Consider the following 23,275-nt stretch of genomic DNA (forward strand, 5'->3'; position numbering starts at 1 on the left):
AACTTTTTATCTTTTTTATCTTTTTAAAGACTGTTTAAATTTTATCAAAAAAAATTATTATTATAAAAACATAAAAAAACCTAATGCTTACACATTAGGTTTTCATTGACTTTAACTATTTTTTAACTCTTTCAAAAAAACAATTTAGAACAAATTTACCTTCTCCTTTTTTTGTTTTTAGGAGCGCTGTATTTTTTAGTTTCTTTCGCTTCCGTTTTAGAACCACCGTTATTTTGGCTTTCTTTTGCGTTTACTCTAGGCGCTCTATAATTTTTATTTTTACGTTGATTAAAAGGTACTTTTTCATCCAATTGATTTTTAGCACTTTTTGTATCTCTTCTATTTTTTACAGCTGTTTTAGGCGATCGGTAATTTTTACTTTTTCGCTTATTAAAAGGAACGGCATCATCAAAGGTATTTTTAGTATCTTTTGCACCTGTATTCTTTTTCCACGAATTATTTTCTGGTAATAATTTTTTAAGTAAATCTGTTCGTCCTACTTTGTTCAGCGTATTACGAATCCAATCTTTATTTTCTTTTTTATACCAAAAGAAAAATCGATGTTGATCTTCCTTTTCCTTGGCTGTTTTCGGTGTTTTTGTTGGTTTTAACGTATAAGGATGATATCCGCTGTAATAAATTACGGTAGCCACAGTCATTGGCGTAGGCGTAAAACCTTGTACTTGCTCCAACTGAAAGCCTAAATCTTTTGTTTCGGCAGCTAAATTAGCCATATCTTCATCTTCACACGCTGGGTGGCTTGAGATAAAATAAGGAATTAGTTGTAATTTTAATTTCTTTTTGATGTTAATGCGATCAAATCGTTCTTTAAACATATGAAAATATTTAAATGAAGGTTTACGCATTAATTTTAAAACAGGATCAGAAGTATGTTCTGGTGCTACTTTTAAACGTCCAGAAACATGATTCGTCATTACCTCTTCTGTGTAGGCATCTAACTCTTTTGGGTCTGCATTTTTATTGAATTCAGGAACCAACATATCATGTCGAATTCCACTTCCAATAAATGATTTTTTTATCTTCGGATGCGCATCAACAGCTTTATAAAGGTCTGTTAATGGTTTATGCGAAGTATCTAAATTACTACAGATTACTGGCGAAATACAAGAAGGCGCCACACATTTATCACAAATAGATTGCACTTTTCCTTTCATCTGATACATATTCGCAGATGGCCCACCAATATCAGATAAATATCCTTTAAAGTCATCCATTTTAGTAACGGTATCGACTTCTTTTAATACCGATTCTTGACTACGACTAGCAATAAATTTTCCTTGATGCGCAGAAATTGTACAAAAACTACATCCTCCAAAACATCCACGGTGAATATTTATCGAAAATTTAATCATTTCAAACGCAGGAATTGGTCCACGTTTATCGTATTTTGGATGCGGTAATCGTGTAAAAGGCAAATCAAAAGAAGCATCAATTTCTCCTTCCGTCATTGTTGCACACGGTGGATTAATCATTAGTTTTTTATTCCCAACCTTTTGAAAAATACGACGTGCATATAATTTATTCGACTCCTGCTCTATTACTTTAAAGTTCGATGCAAATGTTTTTTTATCCTTCAAACAAGCCTCGTGAGAATTAATTTCTACATCCTCCCAATTTTTATTCTTTGGAACATCTTCATGCTCATCAATAAGAACAGCGGTTTGTTTTATCGTTTTTAAACTCGAAAACGGCACCCCTTTTTGCAACAACTCTACAATTTCTCGTAAAGGTTGCTCACCCATTCCATACACCAACATATCTGCTTTAGAAGTTTCTAAAATAGTTGGTAATAATTTATCCGACCAATAATCGTAATGGGTAACACGACGCAATGAAGCCTCGATACCACCAATTAAAACAGGTACGTCAGGGAATTTTTCTTTTAATATTTTTGAATATACCGATGTTGCATAATCAGGTCGAAACCCTTTATCTCCATTTGGTGTATATGCGTCTTTATCACGACGGCGTTTACTAGCCGTATAATTACTCACCATCGGATCCATACATCCGCCCGTCACTCCGAAGAATAAACGTGGTTTTCCTAATTTCTCAAAATCTTGTAAATTATCATTTACACTAGGTTGTGGTACAATTGCTACTCGCAAACCATAACTTTCTAGTATTCGCCCTATTACTGCCGGACCAAATGATGGGTGATCTACATATGCATCTCCACTGAAGAGAATTACATCTAATTCTTCCCATCCTCTTAACTTAACCTCCTTATTTGTAGTCGGTAACCAATCTGAAACTCGTCTTATTCCCATGCCGCTGCAAAGGTACAACGTTTTTTACTGATATTACAATTCTTAAAAGGATGTTAAATATGCTACAATAGTGTAACATTTGGGTAATAATGAATACTTATGCACTATTATTTAAATCTATAAAAAAATTATTATGAAAAAAATTATACTCGGAGTTATTTCCTTAATCTTATTAGCAAGTTGTTCCACCTATAAATCGGTTCAAAACAAGGCTCAAACTATTGCTGTAAATATTGATTTAAATACCGTTGTTGATGATAAAATAATGATTGTAATAAATCCGAAGAAAATAAAAAAAGAAACAATAATTTATAACATTCCTGCAATTGTTCCTGGAACCTATGCAATGAGTAATTACGGAAAATTTGTTTCTCAATTTAAAGCAGTTGATTATAACGGAAAAGAATTATCAGTTAAAAAACTAAACGAAAATTCTTGGCAAATTAACAATGCTAAGAATATGGATAAAATATCTTATTGGGTAGAAGATACTTTTGATTCAAAAAAAGACCATAAAATTTATGTAATGGCTGGTACGAATATTGAAGAAGGAAAAAATTTCTTATTAAATTTACCTGGTTTTATTGGGTATTTTAATGATAAAAAAGAATTGCCTTATGAGATTTCTATCACGCATCCTACTCATTTATATGAAACCTCATCATTAATCAATAAAAATACGTCAAAAACTGATAATAGTAAAGATGTCTTTTTAGCTCCTCGATATGATGAAATTTCAGACAACCCGATTATGTATGCGCCACTTAATAACGTGAGTTTTACGGTGAACGGAATTGAAGTGAATTTAGCTATTTACTCGCCTAACAACACACACAAAGCAACCGATTTAAAGGAAGCTTTAAAAACCATGATGACTGCTCAAACTAACTTTTTAAAGGGTTTTGAAACTACAAATGAATACAATGTTTTAGTCTATTTATTTGACCCAGAAATGTATAAATTTCAAGGATATGGAGCTTTAGAACATAGATCTTCTACAACGGTAGTATATCCTGAAACAATGAGCAAAGAACAATTTGCAAGTAATATGATTAACGGAACGGTATCACACGAGTTTTTCCATATTGTTTCTCCGTTATCGGTTCATTCTGAAGAAATTCATTCTTTTGATTTTAACGAAGCAAAAATGTCGGAACATTTATGGATGTACGAAGGAATGACAGAATATTTTGCCAATCTTTTTCAAGTAAATCAAGGTTTAATTTCTGAAGATGAATTTATTAATGAAATGAATTCAAAAATTACTTCTTCATTAAATTATAACGATGCCATGTCTTTTACTAAAATGAGTAAAAACATTTTAGAACCTAAATACGCTAAAAATTATAATAATGTGTATCAAAAAGGCGCATTAATTGGTATGTGTTTGGATATTATTTTAAGAGAAGAAAGCAACGGAACGTACGGAGTTCGAAATATGATGTTAGATTTATCTAAAAAATACGGAAAAAACAACGCTTTTAAAGATGAAAATATTATTACTGAAATCGTAAAAATGACTTACCCTGCTGTTGGCGAATTTTTCAAAAATCATGTACAAGGAGCTACGCCAATCAATTATACTACTTATTTTGAAAAAGTAGGGGTTAAAAACCAAACAAAAAAAGAAAATTCAGCCTATTTTATCGACTCAAAAGGACAACCTTTTATTTCTGTAAATAGTACTAAAAAAGTATTTTTTACTATCAGAACAAACTCGGCATTAATTGCATTAGGTGTTAAAGCTGGTGATATTTTAGAAAGTGTGAATAATCAAAAAATATCTTTAGAAAACATTCGTCCTATTTTAGGAAAAACAATGCAATGGAAAGAAGGTGATAAAATAATGATGGAAGTTACTAGAAACGGAAAACTTTTAAAATTATCAGCAAATTACACACAACCAACTACTAAAAGTACTGGTTTAGTTCTTGAAAAATTATCTGCGGATAACAAAAAAATGATTTTAAGAAACGCTTGGTTAAAAAACTAAATTCAACATTATGATAAAAAAAACACTCACAAAACTACTTCTTATTGTTGTTTTTATAAGCTTTTCATCCGAAGTAAATGCACAATGGTTCAAAAAGAAAAAGAATAAAAAAGAAATAAGCACGGCAAAACCAAAACCTGATAAAGATGCTATAAAACCATACGAAAAAATCGTTACGAAAAAACATATCACGGATAACGGATTATTTAAAGTTCATCAAAAAGAGCAAGAGTATTTGTTCGAAATTCCTGATTCGTTACTTAATCGTGAAATGTTAATGGTAACTCGAATTGCTAAAACAGCTAGCGGTATCGGTTTTGGTGGCGGAAAACAAAATACACAAGTATTACGTTGGCAAAAAAAGCAAAAAAATATTTTACTAAAAGTTGTTTCGTATGATGTCGTAGCAGATACCTTGCTTCCTGTTCATAAAGCCGTGGTAAATTCTAATTTTGAACCAATTTTATACTCTTTTCCTATAAAAGCATTTAGCAAAGATTCAACAGCAACAGTTATCGATGTTTCTTCTTTATTTAACACCGATGTAAAAGCGATTGGCTTCCCTCAAAGAAGCAGAAAAGAATACAAAATTTCTAAAATGGATGCAAAGCGCTCTTATATTGAACGCATTAGCAGTTATCCTAAAAATATTGAAGTTAGACACGTAAAAACATACATTTCTAGCGCACCGCCTTCTAATAAAAGTGTTGGTTCAGTTTCTATGGAATTAAGCAATTCAATGATTTTATTACCTAAAAAACCGATGAAACGTCGTTATTTTGATGAGCGTGTAGGATGGTTTGCAAGGTCTCAAACAGATTACGGTTTAGACGCTCAAAAAAGTAAATCTGTAAAATACCTTGATAGATGGCGTTTAGAAGTTAAAGATGAAGATATTGAAAAATTCAACAACGGAGAATTGGTTGAACCTAAAAAACAAATTGTTTATTATATCGATAGAGCGACTCCAAAAGAATGGCGTAAATATATAAAACAAGGAATAAATGATTGGCAAGTAGCCTTTGAAGCCGCTGGTTTTAAAAATGCAATTATTGCAAAAGATGCGCCTACCAAAGAAGAGAACCCTGATTGGAGCCCTGAAGATGTGCGTTATTCTGTGGTGCGTTATTTAGCCTCGCCAATTCCGAATGCCAACGGTCCTCATGTAAGCGACCCTCGTTCTGGTGAAATTTTAGAATCGGATATTAACTGGTATCATAATGTAATGACTTTATTACATAACTGGTATTTTATTCAAACTGCCGCTATAAATCCTGATGCTAGAAGCATGGAATTTAAAGAAGAAACTATGGGACGTTTAATTCGTTTTGTTTCGTCTCACGAAGTTGGACATACCCTTGGATTACCTCATAATATGGGAAGTTCAGTAGCCTATCCTGTGGATTCTTTACGTTCGGCAACTTTTACCAAAAAATACGGTACAGCACCATCAATTATGGATTATGCGCGTTTTAATTACATCGCGCAGCCTGAAGATAAAGGCGTTGCTTTAATGCCAAATATTGGGCTTTACGATAAATATGCTATCAGTTGGGGATACCGTCCAATAGTAAATACATCGGCTAAAGACGAAAAGAAAACCTTAAATAAATGGATTCTTGACAAAGCAGATAATCCTATTTATAGGTTCGGACATCAGCAAGTTGTAAATGTTATCGACCCAAGTTCACAAACGGAAGATTTAGGTGATGATGCTATAAAAGCAAGTGCTTATGGTATTAAAAACCTTCAGCGTATTTTACCAAATTTAGAAAAATGGACAACTAAAGATGGCGAAAATTACGACGAATTAAAAACCATGTACGGGCAATTACTAGGGCAATTTAATCGCTATATGGGGCATGTAAGTTCTAATATTGGTGGTGTTTACGAAAACTACAAAACTGCAAATCAAGATGGAGCTGTATATACACACGTTCCTAAAAATCATCAAAAAAATGCTTTAAAATTTGTAAACGAGCAATTATTTAAAACGCCAACTTGGTTATTAGATAAAAATATTTTTGATAAAGTACAATTTTCTGGTGCCGATAAACGTATTGGCGAATTACAAGAAAGAACCTTAAATCGTATTTTAAAAACGGGTAGAATGGCACGTTTAATCGAAAACGAAACTTTAAACGGAGCAAAATCCTACACGCTTGTAAATATGATGCAAGATTTACGCAAAGGAATTTGGAGCGAATTATACACCAATAAATCCATTGATGCATATCGTAGAAATTTACAACGTGCGTATTTAGATCGTTTAGATTTTTTATTAAACAAAGCTAAAAATCAAAAAGGAACAAATAACGGAGGATATTTTAAACAAACGGCGGTAAATATTAGCCAATCAGATATTAAACCTGTTGTTAGAGGTGAATTAAAAAATTTAAAAAGAGATACAAAAAGAGCTTTAAGTGTGGCTAAAAACAACATTTCTCGTTATCATTTACAAGATGTTTTAGATAGAATAAATACTATTTTAGATCCTAAATAAGCTGTTTTTATCTTTTAAAATTATTTGAAGCTATTTCCCGCTTTCCGCACTCGCTTTTTTTGTTTTTTAAAAAAGAAAAAACAAAAAAGAGCTCAAACAATTGCTCAATCGGGGCTAGGGATTTTTAGATACTTTTAAAATATAGAAGATAATATATAAAGTTTTTAGAGCCTATTTTAATTTTATTGCAAAAACCAATAAAGAAACTGTCAGTTCGAGTGATTTTTTTCCTTCAAAAAAATTGTATCGAGAACTTTTTTAATATAAAATTCATCAAAAAAAAGCTAAAAAACACGGCAAATCAGGATGCGAACCTGAACTAAATTCAGGTTGACGAATGCGATTCCTTATTTTTCTGTGATATTTTTTTCAGATGAATTAAACAGGTTCTAAAACCTTTCCTAGAAGTTGTATCGAAACTGATTTTTAATATCGGTTTCAATACAACTTCTTTTATTTATATTTACTCCCTAAATAACCAAACCGCATGAAATTACTTCTTAAATTTTCACTATTTCTTCTACTTTTAATAAGTAGCTGTACACCAAAAAATGCTGTAAAAACAGCAACATCCGAAGAAAAAACATCTATAAAAAACACGTATGTAAAAGATAACTTCACTAAAAAAGAAGTGAAAATTACCATGCGTGATGGCGCAAAATTGCACACCACTATTTACTCGCCAAAAGACAGCTCAAAAACATATCCTATTTTATTACAACGAACTCCGTATAGTTGTCGACCTTACGGAAAAGACACTTTTAAAACTAAAATAGCTCCTAACCCTATTTTAATGAAAGAAGGAAATATTGTAGTCTATCAAGATGTTCGTGGTCGTTGGATGAGCGAAGGTGTTTACGACAATATGCGTGCTTACATTCCTAATAAAACAGCTAAACAAACCGATGAAACTAGCGATACTTTTGATACGATTGATTGGCTAGTTAAAAACACGCCAAACAATAATGGAAATGTTGGAACTTGGGGAACTTCATACCCTGGGCATTATGCCACTATTTCAGCAATTGATGCACATCCTGCATTAAAGGCGGCATCTCCACAGGCTTGTATTGGCGATTTCTTTTTTGATGATTTTCATCATAATGGCGCATTTTTACTAAGTTATTTTAACGCAATTCCATTATTTGGAACTTATAAAGACCAACCTACAGATTCGTCTTGGTATTCTTTTCCGAAAATGAAAACACAAGACCAATATCAGTTTTTTTTAGACAAAGGACCTTTAAAAAACTTAAACGAATATTTTCAATATGATAAATTAGATGCTAAAATAGCGTCTAAAACTATTAATGATAAAAACAAAATTGATGATTTTTTCTGGAAAGAAATTGTTGAACATCCTAATTACGATTCAATTTGGCAAAGCAAAGGAATTATTCAACATTTAAACAGAGTTCCTTCAACAGTAGCCACGATGATTGTTGGTGGATTGTTTGATGCCGAAGATTTATACGGTCCTTTAGAAACCTATAAAAATATTGAAAAACATCAACCAAATAATTACAATACCTTAGTTTTTGGTCCTTGGGATCACGGCGGATGGTCTCGAAATAAAGTAGCCAATACCGTTGGAAATTATTATTTTGGCGATTCAATTTCATTGAAATTTCAGAAAAATATTGAAACGAAGTTTTTTAATCATTTCTTAAAAGGAAACGGTTCAAAAAATAGTGGATTACCAGAGGCTTATGTTTTCGATACAGGAAAAAAAGAATGGAAATCATACGATGTTTGGCCTCCTAAAAGTGTAAAAAAACAAGCCTTTTTCTTATCAGAAAATCAAGAATTAACTACCAATAAAAAGAAAACTAAAAAAGGAAATTCAAAAACAACATTTGTAAGTGATTTAAAACATCCTGTTCCGTATTCTGAAGATATAAAAACAGTTTTCACGCCAAGAAAATACATGACCGATGATCAGCGTTTTGCTGCTCGAAGACCTGATGTTTTGGTTTTTCAAACAGAAATTTTATCCGAAGATTTTACTTTAGCAGGAGATATTTTAGCAAAATTAAACGTAGCAACAACAGGTTCTGCTGCCGACTGGATTGTAAAAATTATTGACGTACATCCTTCGGATATCAAAAATGATAATAAAGATATGCAAACGCATTTAAAATTAAGTAATTATCACATGATGGTTCGTAGTGAAGTGATGCGTGGGCGTTTTAGAAATAGTTTTTCAAAACCTGAACCGTTTACTCCTAACAAAAAAACAACTGTAAATATTAAATTACAAGATGTTTTTCACACCTTTAAAAAAGGACATAAATTACAAATTCAAATACAAAGTACGTGGTTTCCTTTAATAGATTTGAATCCACAAACCTATGTAGATAATATTTATAAAGCCGATAAAAAAGATTTCAAAAACCAAACACATACTGTTTTTTCAGATTCTAGTATTGAGTTTTCTGTTTTGGAATAATCAATTTAAAACACTCATTTTTTAAGCAAACCTCGTAATTTATTTCGAGGTTTTGTTTTTTTGTTTAGTTAGTTTTTATGTAGGTAATTATTAATTAACTTAGCTTCTAAAAAATTATGACCAAAAATTTATATATTAAAGATGAAGTTGTTTTGTGTACATATATCGCTAGATATGGAAAAAAAGAAATCGATGAAATTGATATTCAAAAAATAACAAACCGCTCAGTAGCTTCTATAAAAATGAAAATACAAAATATTACTTCAATGTTAGATGAAGAAGGTTTTGATACAAGTCCTAATATTTCTAAATTAACAGGTAAACCACAAGGTTTAAAAGGAAGAAAAACTAATTGGGATATTGTAAGTAATTTAACCAAACTAACTAAAAATGATTTTTTAGTTAAATGTGAAAATATAATTTCAAATCAAGTAAAAACTATTTAATCCTTTATAATATAACTACAACAACTCCAAAAAATCACTTCTATCAATTTCACGAGCACCTAAACTTTCTAGGTGTTCGTTATGAACTTGGCAGTCTATTAATTTATATGCACAGTTTTTAGCCAAATGAATAAACGCAACTTTACTCATATTACTCGCTTTACTAAACATACTTTCTCCACAAAAAACACCATTTTTTAAATCGATACCATACAAACCTGCTACTAAAATATCATCTTGCCAAACTTCTATCGATTTTGCAATTCCTTTATCGTGTAAATTGATATACGCATTTTCCATATCGTCGGTAATCCAAGTTCCTAATTGGTCTTCTCTGTGAATATGACGGCAATTAAAAATTACCTCACGGAATGCTTTATTTTCTGTAATTACAAAATTTGCTTTACGTAAAACTTGTTTCATCGATTTTGAAACTTTTACCTCATCAGGAAATAAAACCATGCGTTCTGGTGGCGCATACCAAACGATTGGCTCACCTTCATTAAACCATGGAAAAATTCCATTTTTATACGCAAACTCCAAACGTTCTGCCGATAAATCGCCACCAAATGCCAAAACACCTTCTTCATTTGCAAATTCATACGGTGGAAATACTATTTCTTTAGGTAACCAAATCATATCAAAATATTAATAAACACCACAAATATAGTGTAGTTATCAACAGTACGAATCAAAAAATAAAAACCTTAGCTTGATTTTTTATAATTCTTACAAAAATAAAAAGGTATCAATTCAATTTTCCATAATTTTGCAAAATGGTAAAAGAACTTCAACTACGCGTTAATTTAATAGAAGAAAAGAAAACTGATATTTTAAAACAGAAAGCTTCTCGAAAATTAGGAATCGCTATTTCAGAGATAACTACGGTAAAAGTATTGCGTAAATCTATTGATGCACGTAAAAAAGAAATTATTTTCAATTACAAAGTAGCCGTATATATTAATGAAAATTTGCCAGAAAAACCTGAATATGTTTTTGAATATCAAGACGTTTCGAATGCCAAAGAAATTCATATTATTGGTTTTGGCCCTGCGGGAATGTATGCAGCACTTCGTTGTATTGAATTAGGATACAAACCGATTGTGTTAGAACGTGGAAAAAATGTGCAAGATCGTCGTAGAGATTTACGTGCCATTAATCAAGAACATTTTGTAAATGAAGATTCTAATTACTGTTTTGGTGAAGGCGGCGCTGGAACATATTCTGATGGAAAATTGTATACCCGAAGCTTAAAACGTGGCGATGTTCGAAGAATATTCGAAAACCTTGTATATCATGGAGCTACAGAAGAAATTTTAATTGATGCACATCCACATATCGGAACTAATAAACTGCCAAAAATTATTGAAAATATTCGTGAAAATATTTTGAAATATGGTGGCGAAATTCATTTTGATACCCGTGTAACCGATTTTGTGATTAAAAGTAGTAAAATACAAGCAATTCGATTAAAAAATAAAAGCAATAGTGAAAACGAAATGACCGTTAATTCAGTGATTTTAGCAACAGGACATTCTGCAAGAGATATTTATGAACTCCTTGACCGAAAGAATATTCTATTAAAAGCAAAATCATTCGCAATGGGCGTTCGGGTAGAGCATCCGCAGGAAATTATTGACCAAATTCAATACAGCTGTTCAGGACAAAGAGATGAATTATTACCTCCCGCCGCGTATAGTTTGGTGCAACAAGTAAACGATAGAGGTGTATATTCATTTTGTATGTGCCCTGGCGGATTTATTGTACCAGCAGCAACTGCAAACGGAGAAATTGTAGTAAACGGAATGTCACCTTCTCGTAGAAATAACAAATTTGCTAATTCAGGAATTGTTGTTGAAATTAATATCGATAAAGACCTTTATAAATACGAAAAATATGGTGCGCTAAAAGGACTTCAATATCAAAAAGATTTAGAAAAATTAGCCTTTAATGCTGGCGGAAAAACACAAGCCGCTCCCGCACAACGTTTAACAGATTTTGTAGAAGGTAAATTCTCATCAAGCTTAAATGAAACTTCGTATCAACCAGGTTTAACATCAGCACCATTACACTCGCTACTTCCAAAATTTATCGGAAGCAGATTGCGAAAAGGTTTTGATGCTTTTGGTAAAAAAATGAACGGATATTATACCGAACAAGCAAATATTATTGGCGTAGAATCTCGTACCTCATCGCCAGTGAATATCCCTAGAAAATTAAACCTAGAACATCCTGAAATTCAAGGATTATTTCCTTGCGGAGAAGGTGGCGGATATGCTGGTGGAATCGTATCGGCAGCAATGGACGGAGAACGTTGTGCTGAAGCCGCTATCGCTAACTTATAATTAACGATATTTGTTTGATTTATCTGTAATTACCTCGTATTTTTGTATCTTGAATAAGAGAATTGGAATCTAATAAATGAACGTGAAAAAAATCAGAAAAAAAAAGAAAAATAAACCACATGTTGAGCGTTTGCATAATTATTATCATCGCACAGGGTTTTATATGTTTATTTGGGAAAGCTTAAAAAAAGCTTTTTGGCCAATCGTAATTGCTGTAATAGGCGTGTTTTTATTCAATAAATACGTGTACAATATCAATGACGGCTTACAACTAATAACCGAAACTTTTTCAACACTCGGAATCCTAATTACCTTCTATATTTCTGAAACAATATTAGGCTTAATTCCACCAGAAATTTTTATTGCTTGGTCGAAAAAAACAAGCAATCCAATTGTTATTTTAATAATTTTAGCAACCTTATCGTATCTTGGGGGATTAACCGCCTATTTTATAGGAAGAGCAGCTTTAAAAATAAATTCTGTACGAAATTATTTAGAAGTTAAAATGGCTAAAAACTTGAAAAATACCAGTAAATGGGGAGGGATTTTAATTTTAGTAGGTGCATTATTACCATTGCCTTTTGCAATTAGTTGCTTAACCGCAGGAATGATTAAATATCCTTTTAAAAATGTTGTTATTTTTGGATTATTTCGTTTCTTACGTTTCGCTATCTATGCTTGGGCTATTTTTAGCATCGTGAATTAAACGTTTAAAAATAAACATCAAAATATAAAATTACACAAATTCATATAAATTTACACGAAATTATGGGAGGCTTATCAAACAACGATATATTTAAAAAACTACGAGTAGCACACAAATTACGTGATACCGATATTGTTGAAATTTGTGCTTTAGTCGATTTTAAAGTTTCTAAAGGAGAATTAGGAGCGCTTTTCAGAAATGAAGAACACCCTAAATACATGGAATGTGGTGACCAAATTCTTCGAAATTTCTTAAACGGATTAATTATTCATCTAAGAGGTCCGATGCCTGCAAAGAAAAAAGTCGAACCTGAAAAATCGAAATAAAGTACGCAGAATAAACACAAAAATAAAGCATAAAAAAACCTTCTAAATATTTAGAAGGTTTTTTTATTTTGGGAGACTTTATAATGCTTGTTACATTTTAAATTAACTAGCGTTTTTATATTTTTGAAGTGTCTTTACTTTTTTATCACGTATTGAAATAGTTGAATTATCATTATGATAAATCATTTCAAAATCATTTTTTAACGCTTTAAACATAACATTGAAATTTTTGTATCCATATATTTTTGAATCAAAGTTTGCATCTAGTTTTCGAACCGATTCAACAAATTGACTCAATAAAACAACGCCATTTTCTTGCTCAATCATTGAGAAAGCCCATCGAAGAAAATTGATATCTATTTTTATAGTTTTTTTAGATTTCTTATTCTTTTTAGATTTTCTTCTTGATTTTTCCTTTAACTTTTCTTTTAAATTTGCTTTAGAACTTGCTTTAGAACTTACTTTTACGTTCGATTTTACATTATTTTTTTTGACGGTTAGTGTAATGCTTTTCTCCAGTTTTTTAGCTGCTTTTTTAGCTGAAATTTCCATCAATTTATCTATTGAAGGATCTTCTTTAAACGATTCTGTAAAAGTGAAAATATCACATGCATTTACAAATGATTTTGGTGTTTGTTCTTTACCGATTCCAATAACAGTTAATCCACTTTCACGTATTCTGCTGGCTAATCCTGTAAAATCACTATCGCTTGAAACAATACAAAAAGCGTCTATTTTTTGTTGATGTAATATATCCATCGCATCAATAACCAGTGCGATATCAGTGGCATTTTTACCTGTTGTGTGTGCAAATTCTTGAATCGGTTTTATAGAAAAAGTATTTAATACATCTTTCCAGTTTTTCAAATGTACGTTCGACCAATCGCCATATATTCTTTTGATGCTGATTTTTCCGTATTTTGATGTTTCCGATATGATATTTTCTAAATATTTAGCTTGGGCATTATCACCATCAATTAACATGGCTATATTCATCTTTTTATTTTCCATAAACTATCCTATTTAATTTTCAATCAATCTACAAATCATACTATAAAAGTTCTTTAAGTTTAAACTATCATATTGTTAAAAAAATGTGATTAATCATCAGAAAGAGAAAAAAGAGAAGAAAGAGAAGAAATAAAAGAGAAAACATTAAGTTTTAAAAGCCTGTTTAAAAATTAAATAAACTGTCAATTCGAGTGATTTTTTTTCCTTCAAAAAAATTGTATCGAGAACTTTTTTTAGCGTCAAAATCAATCAAAATCCATCAACATAAAATAATTAAAATTCTCGATACAATTTTAATTCCTTTTAGTCATTAAAATCACTCGAATCGACAAGGATCATCAAAAAAAGCTAAAAAACACAGAAAATCAGGATGCGAACCTGAAATAAATTCAGGTTGACGGATTCTATATCTTATTTTTCTGTGATGTTTTTTTTCAGATGAAATTTAAACAGGCTCTAAAACAAAAAAAGAGAAAGCGTATTGCTTTCTCTTTTTATAAAATAAATTCCTTTAATTTCTAAATTTTCAAAAAATTTAAATTAAAAAATTAAAATGGTAAATCGTCTTCTGCATCATTTGATAAATCTGGTGCTTGTTGAAAACTATCAACAGGAGGTGTATTTTGAGAAGTAGCTTGTGCTAAACTTTCAATTCTCCAACCTTGAATGGCGTTAAAATATTTTGCAACTCCTTCAGGATTAATCCATTCTCTACCTCTTAAATTAATCGAAACTTTTACGTCTTGTCCTACTGAATAATTGTTTAAAAGGTCACATTTATCTTGTACAAACTCAATAAGTATCATTTGTGGATATTGTTCATCAGTGGTAACGACTAATTCACGTTTTCTAAATCCGCTCGCTCCAAATGTTTGTGCTTCGTTAATTAATTTAATTTTCCCTATAACTTCCATATTCTTATTTATTTAAGTAAAAGTACCTTCCAAGCACTTTTTATATCATTATTTTTTAAATACTGCTGTGCAAATGTATGTTTTTTTTCAATTGTAAGCGAATTATATATTGGATGTTCTTTTGCAAAGTTATCAACAGTTTCTTGATTTGGCAATTCTGATACATTTGCTAACATCCCCAAATTATTCCCTGTTAAAATGGTACTACTTCGAATACTTTCGGGTATTTTATCGACTCCAATTCCGAGTGTTCTTATGGGTTTTGGAATTTCAAAAAAGCCGTTTCTTGCTCTTGAATAATAGTTACCTCCTGCCCTGGCAACTAAATCTATTTTATACTGATCTATACTTCCATCTTCGGATAATACATTTTCATTGATGTGTAATTTAACTACTTCACAAAGAATTAAATTCCCTGCACCGCCTTGTGTTCCTGTATAAATAATATCGGTTACTTTGCATTCGAATTGCACGGGAGCTTCGGCAACTCTAAAGGGTTTTATGCTATCAGATGGCAACATGGTAAACCCTGCTTTTTCAAATTCATTTACGCCTTTCGGATACATGGCACTACTTAATGACATTTGCTGTACCATATCATAATTTACCATATTGATAACCACTTCTTTTGTTTTTTCAATATTTTCGAGCGTATGTTTTTGGGTATTATCACGTACACTTCTTGCGGGCGAAAAAATTAACATCGGCGGATTTGCGCCAAAAACATTAAAAAAACTAAAAGGTGCTAAATTCGGATTTCCATTTTCATCGACAGTACTTGCAAAAGCAATGGGTCTGGGTGCAATCGCTCCTAATAAATAACGATGTAATTCGGCTACGGATAATTCTTTAGGATTTAATGACAGCATATTTTTAGTTGATTTTTATATTTTATATTCTATTTTATGATGTAAATATACTAACGTTTCACAAGATAAGTTATTATAGATATTTATATTTGGTTGATGATTTTAAAAAATAATTTTAAAAATAGTTTAAAAAATTCTTATTGGATAAAACGAATTATTATTTTTATTTCGTTTTTATTGATTTCGCTAATTTTGTGGAATACGTATTTATTTTTTCAGAAATTTAAGGAAGAAGAACGCGGAAAAATTGAAATTTTTGCGACTGCTTTTAAAGAATTAGCATCAAATCCGAATTTGAATGAAAACACGAATTTAATCAATAAAGTATATCAAACGATTGAAAATATTCCGACAATTTTAGTCAATAAAGATGGTACAATTGATTTATATCGAAATTTAGATACGATTAAGGCTAAAAATCCTGCATATCTTGAAGCACAATTAGCAATTATGAAATCGCAAAATGCGCCTATCAAGATTGAATATTTTGGAATTACGCAATATTTTTACTATCGAAATTCCGATTTATTAAACAAACTAAAATATTATCCATTAACCTTACTATTGATTTTAGCACTTTTTGTAACCATCGTTTATATGATGTATAAATCAAGTAAAGTTGCCCAACAAAACAAGCTCTGGACAGGAATGGCAAAAGAAACGGCACATCAAATTGGCACGCCTTTATCGTCATTATTAGGCTGGATTGCTATTTTAAGATTTGAAAATGTAAATGAAGAATATATCCTTGAAATTGAAAAAGATGTCGAGCGTTTAAACACGATTGCTAACCGATTTTCTAAAATTGGTTCACTACCAACTTTAGAAAAACAAGATATTATTCAGGCAACAAAAAAGACGTTTAATTATATCAAATCAAGAAGTTCAAAACAGGTTCATTTTTCTTTTTCTTCGGATATAGAACAACTTTCGATACTTTTAAATATTGAATTATACGGTTGGGTTCTCGAGAATTTACTTAAAAATGCTATTGATGCGATGCAAGGAAAAGGCAATCTTTCATTGGCGATTACAGCAACCCCAAAACAGGTAAAAATCAGCATTACCGATTCTGGAAAAGGACTTCAAAAATCACAATTTAAACAAATTTTCGAACCTGGTTTTACCACCAAAAAACGTGGCTGGGGTTTAGGTTTATCGCTCTCAAAACGAATTGTTGAAGAATATCATAAAGGAAAAATAATCGTTCAAAAATCAACCATTAATAAAGGAACAACTTTTGAAATTTCACTTCATAAAATTTAATAATTACTCAAAATTACTCGCTATTTTTTCTGATAAATTCAAAAATTCTTCTTTGGATACTGTTACTTTTTCTTTAAATTGAATATCTGCCATCGCATTTAAAGGAATTAAATGTACATGAACGTGCGGTACTTCCAAACCGATTACGCTCATTCCAACACGCTTACAAGGAACGGTTTTTTCAATCGCTTTTGCCACACGATACGAAAACTCCATTAATTCGATATATTCTTGTTTTGATAAATCAAAAATTTTGTTTTCTTCTTTTTTAGGAACTACCAACGTATGCCCTTTTGCATTCGGATTGATATCTAAAAAAGCAATGAAATCTTCATTTTCTGCTACTTTATAAGAAGGAATTTCTCCTGAAATTATTTTAGTGAAAATACTTGCCATGTTTTGTTGAATTTAATAGTTATATTTTTTTTATCAAGATGATAATTAAAAAGACATTCGTAAAAATAAAAAAAGCGTTGCTAGATGCAACGCTTTTTTTAAAGAAATATTTAAAAAATCTTATCTAGAAATTTCCATAATTTCAAATTTCATAATACCATTAGGTACTTTAATTTCGGCAATATCGCCTACTTTTTTCCCTAATAATCCTTTTCCGATAGGTGAATTTACTGATAATTTCCCGTTTCTAACATCGGTTTCAGAATCAGCAACTAACGTGTACGAAAACGCCATATCATTGGCCGTATTTTTAATTTTAACCACCGAATGAATTAATATTTTAGATAAATCTAACTGACTTTCATCAATAATACGCGCACTTCCTACGACATTTTTAAGCTTTGCAATTTTAAACTCTAAATGAGATTGTTCTTCTTTAGCTGCATGATATTCAGCATTTTCACTTAAATCTCCTTTATCTCTTGCGTCTGCAATTTCTTGTGTAACTCTCGGTCTTTCTACTTGTTCTAATTGAACCAATTCGTCCTTTAACTTCTTAAGTCCTTCGGCCGAATAATAGGATATATCACTCATAATTATATTAATTTAAAAATCCCATGCCGATATGGAATGAGATTGTCTCACAAATATACAAAATATTTGTAAATTCGTAGCGTTCCTCATCTAACTCAATTTTTTAATAATGAAAACTATTTTTTATTTATTAATTTTAATAATCGGCATAAATACGACTGTTCGTTGTACTGATAACGTACCTGTAAATGATTGTTTTAGAGGTATCGAAATCAATGCAATTATCGATTTAACATTGCCTGAATTTCAAGGATTATTAGTGCCAAATGGTAGTTCACAAAACACCATACAAGGACGAGATATTTATATTTTTAGAACAGGAAATAGCTACAAAGCCTTCGATAGACAATGTCCTGATAGAAATTGTAACTCATTAATGACCTTTAACGGCGTAGAAATTATATGTCCTTGCGATGAAAAAAAGTATAATTATATTTCAGGAGGTTCGCCAATAGATACGCAAGGTTGCAACGCTTTGATGTATTTTGTAACCAAAATTAACGGTTCACAATTAAGAATATCTCGTTAAATATACACTTAAATATAAGTCTGCTATCTTTTAGATTGTTATTTTTGCCATCACAACATTTTAAATTATTTATCTTGAAAAATTATTTTTCTTCAGACTTTAAATTAGGCGTTCTCGGTGGCGGACAATTAGGTAGAATGCTACTTGCCGAAACTCAAAAATTTGATATTTACACCCTTATTTTAGGCGATAACCACCAAGCTCCTTGTGCACAAATTTGTAATGAATTTCATCAAGGTGATTTATTTGATTTTGATACGGTTTATAACTTCGGAAAAAAAGTAGATGTATTAACCATCGAAATAGAAAATGTAAATATTGATGCGCTTGACAAACTAGAAGCTGAAGGGATAACTATTTATCCAAAACCTTCGAATTTAAGAGTTATTCAGAACAAAGCACATCAGAAATCATTTTATAAAGAACATCAAATCCCTACAGCAGATTTTACACATTTTGCTTTTTTAGAGGAATTAAAACATTCCTACGAAAGTAATATCATTGAATTTCCTTTTGTTTGGAAGGCAGCACAATTCGGCTACGATGGTATGGGCGTAAAAGTCGTGCGTACTTATGATGATTTACAATCGTTACCAGAAGGAGAATGTATTGCTGAAAAATTAGTACCTTTTAAAAATGAATTGGCAGTAATTGTTGCTAGAAATTCAGACGGCGATATTAAAACATATCCTGTTGTTGAAATGGAATTTCATCCAGAAGCAAATCAGGTTGAATATGTACTTTGTCCTGCAAGAATTGAAGAATCTGTCGCGAAAAAAGCACAAGAAATCGCTTTAAAAATTGCTAAAACTTTAGACTTCGTCGGATTATTAGCTGTTGAAATGTTTCAAACTGAAAACGATGAAATTTTAGTAAACGAAGTAGCACCACGAACGCATAATTCGGGGCATTATTCAATTGAAGCAAGTTATACCAATCAATTTGAACAACATTTGCGTAGTATTTTAAATCTTCCTTTAGGAAATACCGCCAGTAAAGTTGCTGGAATTATGGTAAATTTAGTTGGCGAAGAAGGTTATACAGGTGATGTTGTATATCAAAATATGAATCAAATTTTAAAAATTGATGGCGTTACCCCACATATTTATGGAAAAAAAACAACCAAACCTTTCCGAAAAATGGGACACGTAACAATTGTACATCAAGAAATTGAAAAAGCTAGAGAAATAGCACAATTAGTCAAAGAAACGATTCGAGTTATTAGTAAATAATATTTGAATTAATTATTTAATTCAAAATAATAAAACATAAAATTATGGTAGGTATTATAATGGGAAGCGATTCAGATCTTCCAATCATGCAAGAAGCAATCGATATTTTAGAAAGTTTTAATATCAAAATAGAAGTAGATATTGTTTCTGCTCACAGAACTCCTGAAAAATTAGTTGACTATTCTAAAAATGCTCACAAACGTGGTATTCAAGTAATTATTGCAGGTGCAGGTGGAGCAGCTCATTTACCAGGAATGGTAGCATCTATGAGCCCGTTACCAATAATTGGAGTTCCTGTAAAAAGTAGAAATTCTATTGATGGTTGGGATTCTGTTTTATCAATATTACAAATGCCAGGAGGCGTACCAGTTGCAACTGTAGCTTTAGATGGTGCAAAAAATGCAGGTATTTTAGCAGCACAAATTATTGGTGCTTCGGATGCTAAAGTTTTAGATAAAATTATAGCTTACAAAGAGGAATTAAAACTAAAGGTTGAAAAAGCGTCTGAAAGAGTTCGTAAATAAAATTCAATTCTATAAAATTATCAAGCCTCATCAATTTTAAAATTGGTGAGGTTTTTTATTAACTACTTTTTTTAAACCTTATTTGCTACAAGTAATTTCGTTATTTTTACTTTTTTATTCATTTTAAAACGCACCTATTTAATGAATCCTTTATTACACCATTTTAAAACACCTCCTTTTTCTCAAATAGAAGAAAAACACTATAAACCCGCTATTGAAAAAGCAATCGAATTAGCAAAAGAAGAAATTAAAAGTATTATTGAAAATTCTGATACGCCTTCTTTTCAAAATACAACTGTTGCCTTAGATTTTGCAGGAGAAAAATTAAATAGAATTACCTCAATTTTTTTCAACTTAAATTCTGCTGAAACTAATGATGAAATTCAAAAAATAGCCAAAGAACTTTCTCCATTGTTAAGTGAATTTAGAAATGATATAACTTTAAACGAAGCACTTTTTAATAGAGTAAAAGCAGTTTATCAAAAAAAAGATTCTTTAATTTTAACACCTGAACAAACTACTTTATTAGATAAACAATACAAAAGTTTTGCTAGAAATGGTGCTAATTTAAACGATGTTGATAAAACTGATTTACGTAAAGTTGATGCAGAATTATCAAAATTATCATTACAATTTGGAGAAAATGTATTAGCTGAAACAAATGCTTTTGAAATGCACTTAACTGATGAAAATGATTTATCAGGATTACCAGAAAGTGTAAAAGAAGCGGCAAAAGAAATTGCTAAATCAAAAGAAAAAGAAGGCTGGATTTTTACGTTAGATTATCCAAGTTACATTCCTTTTATGACCTATGCTGATAATAGAGAATTACGTAAAAAATTCGCTATTTCGGCAGGTAAAAAAGCCTTTCAAGATAATAAATACAATAATGAACAAATCGTTTTAGATATTGTAAATCTTCGTTATAAAAGAGCCAATATTTTAGGATATAAAACGCACGCTCATTTTGTTTTAGAAGAACGAATGGCAGAAAATCCTGAAAAAGTTTTATCATTTTCTAACGATTTATTAGAAAAAGCAAAACCTGCCGCAAAACGTGAATTTGATAATTTAGAAGCATACGCCAAAAAATTAGATGGTATCGACCAACTTCAAAAATGGGATGGCGCTTATTATTCTGAAAAATTAAAAAAAGAGCTTTTTTCTTTAGATCAAGAATTATTGAAGCCATATTTTAAATTAGAAAATGTAATTGATGGTGCTTTTGAAATCGCCAATAAATTATTCGATTTAAAATTTGAAGAAATTACTACTATCGATAAATATCATGAAGATGTAAAAACGTACAATGTTACCGATACAAACGGAAATTTTGTATCGCATTTTTATGCTGATTTTCACCCAAGAAAAGGAAAAAGAAATGGCGCTTGGATGACTTCTTATAAATCGCAATATGTTAAAAATGATGTTAACGAGCGTCCGCAAGTTTCTATTGTTTGTAATTTTACCAAACCAACCGAAACAAAACCTTCTTTGTTAACTTTTAACGAGGTTACTACCCTATTCCATGAATTTGGGCACGCACTTCACGGAATGTTAGCAAACACAACTTATACAAGCTTATCAGGAACTTCGGTTTCTTGGGATTTCGTAGAATTACCAAGTCAAGTTTTAGAAAATTGGTGTTACGAAAAAGAAGCTTTAGAGTTATTTGCAAAACACTATGAAACTGGGGAAACAATTCCAATGGAATATGTGGAGAAAATTAAAGAATCGGCTAGTTTTCACGAAGGAATGCAAACTTTACGTCAGTTAAGTTTTGGATTATTAGACATGCAATGGCATGGTAACGAATCGCCAGAAACAATTAAATCAGTAAAAGAATTTGAAAATAACGCCTTTGCGGATACTAAATTATATCCTGAAGTTGATGAAAATTGTATGAGTACTGCTTTTTCTCATATTTTTCAAGGAGGATATTCTGCTGGATATTATTCATATAAATGGGCGGAAGTTTTAGATGCCGATGCTTTTGAATATTTCTTAGAAAAAGGAATTTTCAACAAAGAAGTAGCTACGAAATTTAAAGAAAACGTACTTTCAAAAGGTGGAACTGAAAAACCAATGGAATTATACAAACGCTTCCGAGGAAAAGAACCAAAACCAGATGCACTTTTAAAACGTGCTGGATTAATTTCATAAAAAGCAATTAATAATTACGAGTTATAAAACTATAACTCGTAATTATTAATTTTACAATTTCAAAAAATAAGCTTCGTTTTTAAAATTAAAACTTTAACAAAACTCCTTATTGTATCTTCAATTTATAACTTACCTTTGCTTTTTTTTAATAAATAAATGGTCGTAAAACAAAATAGTTTCTTAAGTAAAATCACCGCTGTATTTTTGGTGTTTCTTCTTATGCTTCCTAGTATTGTTAAAGCAAGCCATCATCATGAAGAAGATGAACATCATAATTGTAAAGAAAAATTAACACACTTACATGAATCTGTAAATGACCATTGTGATGTATGTTACTTTGCTTTTACTTCCTTTGATGAACCTTCAAAAGTATTTATTTTATTAAAAACCTTTCTTATTAACAAAACTGTTATTGAAAACTATCAATCAATAACTAAAACTTTTTGTTATTCCTCTCTTAAAAGATTAAGAGCACCTCCTACTATTTCTTAATTATTTTTTATCCTGATTATTTATCTATTACATAATACATCAACCTAAATTAGTTGATGCTGTTCTTGTATGATTTATTTATCAGCATAAACTCCTACTTTTTAACCTATTTTATAATCAAATAACAAAACTATTTGACTGTAAAACAAGCTGTTAATTTCATTATTTTTATTCAGATTATTTAAGATTACTATGTCAAAACGAAGCTTACGCGCTTTATTTTGTG

At 30.8% G+C, this 23,275-nt stretch carries 20 protein-coding genes; 13 read left to right on the top strand and 7 right to left on the bottom strand.

Annotation, left to right across the window (positions count from 1 at the left end; all coding sequences use genetic code 11):
* Positions 1-155: 155 nt before the first annotated feature.
* Positions 156-2,291 (bottom strand): YgiQ family radical SAM protein, encoded by a 2,136-nt coding sequence (locus tag L0U77_RS00700; RefSeq protein WP_233896978.1) that lies wholly within the window; start codon positions 2,289-2,291, stop codon positions 156-158.
* Positions 2,292-2,424: 133 nt separating this feature from the next.
* On the opposite strand from L0U77_RS00700, the gene L0U77_RS00705 reads away from it, so the two are divergent.
* The 4 genes from L0U77_RS00705 to L0U77_RS00720 all read left to right on the top strand — a co-directional run bounded on the left by L0U77_RS00705 (position 2,425) and on the right by L0U77_RS00720 (position 9,682).
* Entirely contained in the window at positions 2,425-4,284 is a 1,860-nt protein-coding gene (locus L0U77_RS00705) for a M61 family metallopeptidase (protein WP_233896976.1), read from the top strand.
* A gap of 10 nt (positions 4,285-4,294) precedes the next feature.
* The gene (locus tag L0U77_RS00710) at positions 4,295-6,787 is read left to right on the top strand and encodes a zinc-dependent metalloprotease (RefSeq protein ID WP_233896974.1); all 2,493 of its coding nucleotides are present in this window, start codon (positions 4,295-4,297) and stop codon (positions 6,785-6,787) included.
* Between the two features lie 487 nt (positions 6,788-7,274).
* Complete coding sequence (locus L0U77_RS00715; protein WP_233896973.1) at positions 7,275-9,236, top strand: CocE/NonD family hydrolase; 1,962 nt, start codon at positions 7,275-7,277, stop codon at positions 9,234-9,236.
* Positions 9,237-9,352: 116 nt separating this feature from the next.
* Positions 9,353-9,682: a hypothetical protein gene (locus L0U77_RS00720; RefSeq protein ID WP_233896969.1), complete on the top strand. Its 330-nt coding sequence runs from the start codon at positions 9,353-9,355 to the stop codon at positions 9,680-9,682.
* Positions 9,683-9,697: 15 nt separating this feature from the next.
* On the opposite strand, the gene aat is transcribed toward L0U77_RS00720, so the two are convergent.
* The gene (gene aat / locus L0U77_RS00725) at positions 9,698-10,321 is read right to left on the bottom strand and encodes a leucyl/phenylalanyl-tRNA--protein transferase (RefSeq protein ID WP_233896967.1); all 624 of its coding nucleotides are present in this window, start codon (positions 10,319-10,321) and stop codon (positions 9,698-9,700) included.
* A 137-nt stretch (positions 10,322-10,458) separates the two neighbouring features.
* Here aat and L0U77_RS00730 point away from each other — a divergent pair, with 137 nt between their 5' ends.
* From L0U77_RS00730 to L0U77_RS00740, 3 genes are all read left to right on the top strand, one after another.
* Positions 10,459-12,027, top strand: a complete 1,569-nt coding sequence (locus L0U77_RS00730) for an NAD(P)/FAD-dependent oxidoreductase (protein WP_233883943.1) — start codon at positions 10,459-10,461, stop codon at positions 12,025-12,027.
* Between the two features lie 76 nt (positions 12,028-12,103).
* Positions 12,104-12,733 (top strand): YqaA family protein, encoded by a 630-nt coding sequence (locus L0U77_RS00735; RefSeq protein WP_101917937.1) that lies wholly within the window; start codon positions 12,104-12,106, stop codon positions 12,731-12,733.
* A 62-nt stretch (positions 12,734-12,795) separates the two neighbouring features.
* Positions 12,796-13,059 (top strand): DUF1456 family protein, encoded by a 264-nt coding sequence (locus L0U77_RS00740; RefSeq protein ID WP_101917938.1) that lies wholly within the window; start codon positions 12,796-12,798, stop codon positions 13,057-13,059.
* Between the two features lie 102 nt (positions 13,060-13,161).
* Here L0U77_RS00740 and L0U77_RS00745 read toward each other — a convergent pair whose 3' ends face one another.
* The 3 genes from L0U77_RS00745 to L0U77_RS00755 form a co-directional block, all read right to left on the bottom strand.
* Positions 13,162-14,070: an NYN domain-containing protein gene (locus L0U77_RS00745; protein ID WP_233896963.1), complete on the bottom strand. Its 909-nt coding sequence runs from the start codon at positions 14,068-14,070 to the stop codon at positions 13,162-13,164.
* 548 nt (positions 14,071-14,618) lie between these two features.
* Entirely contained in the window at positions 14,619-14,984 is a 366-nt protein-coding gene (locus tag L0U77_RS00750; RefSeq protein ID WP_101917940.1) for a DUF3127 domain-containing protein, read from the bottom strand.
* A gap of 8 nt (positions 14,985-14,992) precedes the next feature.
* Positions 14,993-15,853: a flavin reductase family protein gene (locus L0U77_RS00755; RefSeq protein ID WP_233900616.1), complete on the bottom strand. Its 861-nt coding sequence runs from the start codon at positions 15,851-15,853 to the stop codon at positions 14,993-14,995.
* A gap of 96 nt (positions 15,854-15,949) precedes the next feature.
* On the opposite strand from L0U77_RS00755, the gene L0U77_RS00760 reads away from it, so the two are divergent.
* Positions 15,950-17,119, top strand: a complete 1,170-nt coding sequence (locus L0U77_RS00760) for a sensor histidine kinase (RefSeq protein WP_233898244.1) — start codon at positions 15,950-15,952, stop codon at positions 17,117-17,119.
* A gap of 3 nt (positions 17,120-17,122) precedes the next feature.
* On the opposite strand, the gene L0U77_RS00765 is transcribed toward L0U77_RS00760, so the two are convergent.
* Positions 17,123-17,515 carry an HIT family protein gene (locus L0U77_RS00765; protein WP_233861198.1) on the bottom strand — a complete coding sequence of 131 codons (393 nt, stop codon included), beginning with the start codon at positions 17,513-17,515 and terminating at the stop codon, positions 17,123-17,125.
* Positions 17,516-17,635: 120 nt separating this feature from the next.
* The gene (greA, locus tag L0U77_RS00770) at positions 17,636-18,109 is read right to left on the bottom strand and encodes a transcription elongation factor GreA (RefSeq protein WP_101917944.1); all 474 of its coding nucleotides are present in this window, start codon (positions 18,107-18,109) and stop codon (positions 17,636-17,638) included.
* A gap of 109 nt (positions 18,110-18,218) precedes the next feature.
* Here greA and L0U77_RS00775 point away from each other — a divergent pair, with 109 nt between their 5' ends.
* From L0U77_RS00775 to L0U77_RS00795, 5 genes are all read left to right on the top strand, one after another.
* Positions 18,219-18,638 (top strand): Rieske 2Fe-2S domain-containing protein, encoded by a 420-nt coding sequence (locus L0U77_RS00775; RefSeq protein WP_101917945.1) that lies wholly within the window; start codon positions 18,219-18,221, stop codon positions 18,636-18,638.
* Positions 18,639-18,712: 74 nt separating this feature from the next.
* Positions 18,713-19,870, top strand: a complete 1,158-nt coding sequence (locus L0U77_RS00780; RefSeq protein ID WP_233861199.1) for a 5-(carboxyamino)imidazole ribonucleotide synthase — start codon at positions 18,713-18,715, stop codon at positions 19,868-19,870.
* Between the two features lie 44 nt (positions 19,871-19,914).
* On the top strand, positions 19,915-20,394 hold the full coding sequence (gene purE / locus L0U77_RS00785; RefSeq protein ID WP_233900617.1) for a 5-(carboxyamino)imidazole ribonucleotide mutase: 480 nt from the start codon (positions 19,915-19,917) through the stop codon (positions 20,392-20,394).
* Between the two features lie 141 nt (positions 20,395-20,535).
* Positions 20,536-22,557, top strand: a complete 2,022-nt coding sequence (locus tag L0U77_RS00790) for a M3 family metallopeptidase (protein WP_233900618.1) — start codon at positions 20,536-20,538, stop codon at positions 22,555-22,557.
* Between the two features lie 156 nt (positions 22,558-22,713).
* Entirely contained in the window at positions 22,714-23,049 is a 336-nt protein-coding gene (locus L0U77_RS00795) for a hypothetical protein (protein ID WP_233896960.1), read from the top strand.
* Positions 23,050-23,275: the final 226 nt, after the last annotated feature.

Origin of the sequence: Tenacibaculum piscium, assembly GCF_021390715.1 — a bacterium.
Classification (GTDB): domain Bacteria; phylum Bacteroidota; class Bacteroidia; order Flavobacteriales; family Flavobacteriaceae; genus Polaribacter; species Polaribacter piscius.

Bases quoted from the DNA above. Each gene is read 5' to 3' on its own strand.
- L0U77_RS00730 (WP_233883943.1), top strand. From the start codon at position 10,459: ATGGTAAAAGAACTTCAACTACGCGTTAATTTAATAGAAGAAAAGAAA.
- purE (WP_233900617.1), top strand. From the start codon at position 19,915: ATGGTAGGTATTATAATGGGAAGCGATTCAGATCTTCCAATCATGCAA.
- L0U77_RS00705 (WP_233896976.1), top strand. From the start codon at position 2,425: ATGAAAAAAATTATACTCGGAGTTATTTCCTTAATCTTATTAGCAAGT.
- L0U77_RS00790 (WP_233900618.1), top strand. From the start codon at position 20,536: ATGAATCCTTTATTACACCATTTTAAAACACCTCCTTTTTCTCAAATA.
- L0U77_RS00750 (WP_101917940.1), bottom strand. From the start codon at position 14,984: ATGGAAGTTATAGGGAAAATTAAATTAATTAACGAAGCACAAACATTT.
- L0U77_RS00795 (WP_233896960.1), top strand. From the start codon at position 22,714: ATGGTCGTAAAACAAAATAGTTTCTTAAGTAAAATCACCGCTGTATTT.
- L0U77_RS00710 (WP_233896974.1), top strand. From the start codon at position 4,295: ATGATAAAAAAAACACTCACAAAACTACTTCTTATTGTTGTTTTTATA.
- L0U77_RS00765 (WP_233861198.1), bottom strand. From the start codon at position 17,515: ATGGCAAGTATTTTCACTAAAATAATTTCAGGAGAAATTCCTTCTTAT.
- L0U77_RS00700 (WP_233896978.1), bottom strand. From the start codon at position 2,291: ATGGGAATAAGACGAGTTTCAGATTGGTTACCGACTACAAATAAGGAG.
- L0U77_RS00755 (WP_233900616.1), bottom strand. From the start codon at position 15,853: ATGCTGTCATTAAATCCTAAAGAATTATCCGTAGCCGAATTACATCGT.
- L0U77_RS00715 (WP_233896973.1), top strand. From the start codon at position 7,275: ATGAAATTACTTCTTAAATTTTCACTATTTCTTCTACTTTTAATAAGT.
- L0U77_RS00720 (WP_233896969.1), top strand. From the start codon at position 9,353: ATGACCAAAAATTTATATATTAAAGATGAAGTTGTTTTGTGTACATAT.
- L0U77_RS00775 (WP_101917945.1), top strand. From the start codon at position 18,219: ATGAAAACTATTTTTTATTTATTAATTTTAATAATCGGCATAAATACG.
- L0U77_RS00740 (WP_101917938.1), top strand. From the start codon at position 12,796: ATGGGAGGCTTATCAAACAACGATATATTTAAAAAACTACGAGTAGCA.
- L0U77_RS00745 (WP_233896963.1), bottom strand. From the start codon at position 14,070: ATGGAAAATAAAAAGATGAATATAGCCATGTTAATTGATGGTGATAAT.
- aat (WP_233896967.1), bottom strand. From the start codon at position 10,321: ATGATTTGGTTACCTAAAGAAATAGTATTTCCACCGTATGAATTTGCA.
- L0U77_RS00735 (WP_101917937.1), top strand. From the start codon at position 12,104: ATGAACGTGAAAAAAATCAGAAAAAAAAAGAAAAATAAACCACATGTT.
- greA (WP_101917944.1), bottom strand. From the start codon at position 18,109: ATGAGTGATATATCCTATTATTCGGCCGAAGGACTTAAGAAGTTAAAG.
- L0U77_RS00760 (WP_233898244.1), top strand. From the start codon at position 15,950: ATGATTTTAAAAAATAATTTTAAAAATAGTTTAAAAAATTCTTATTGG.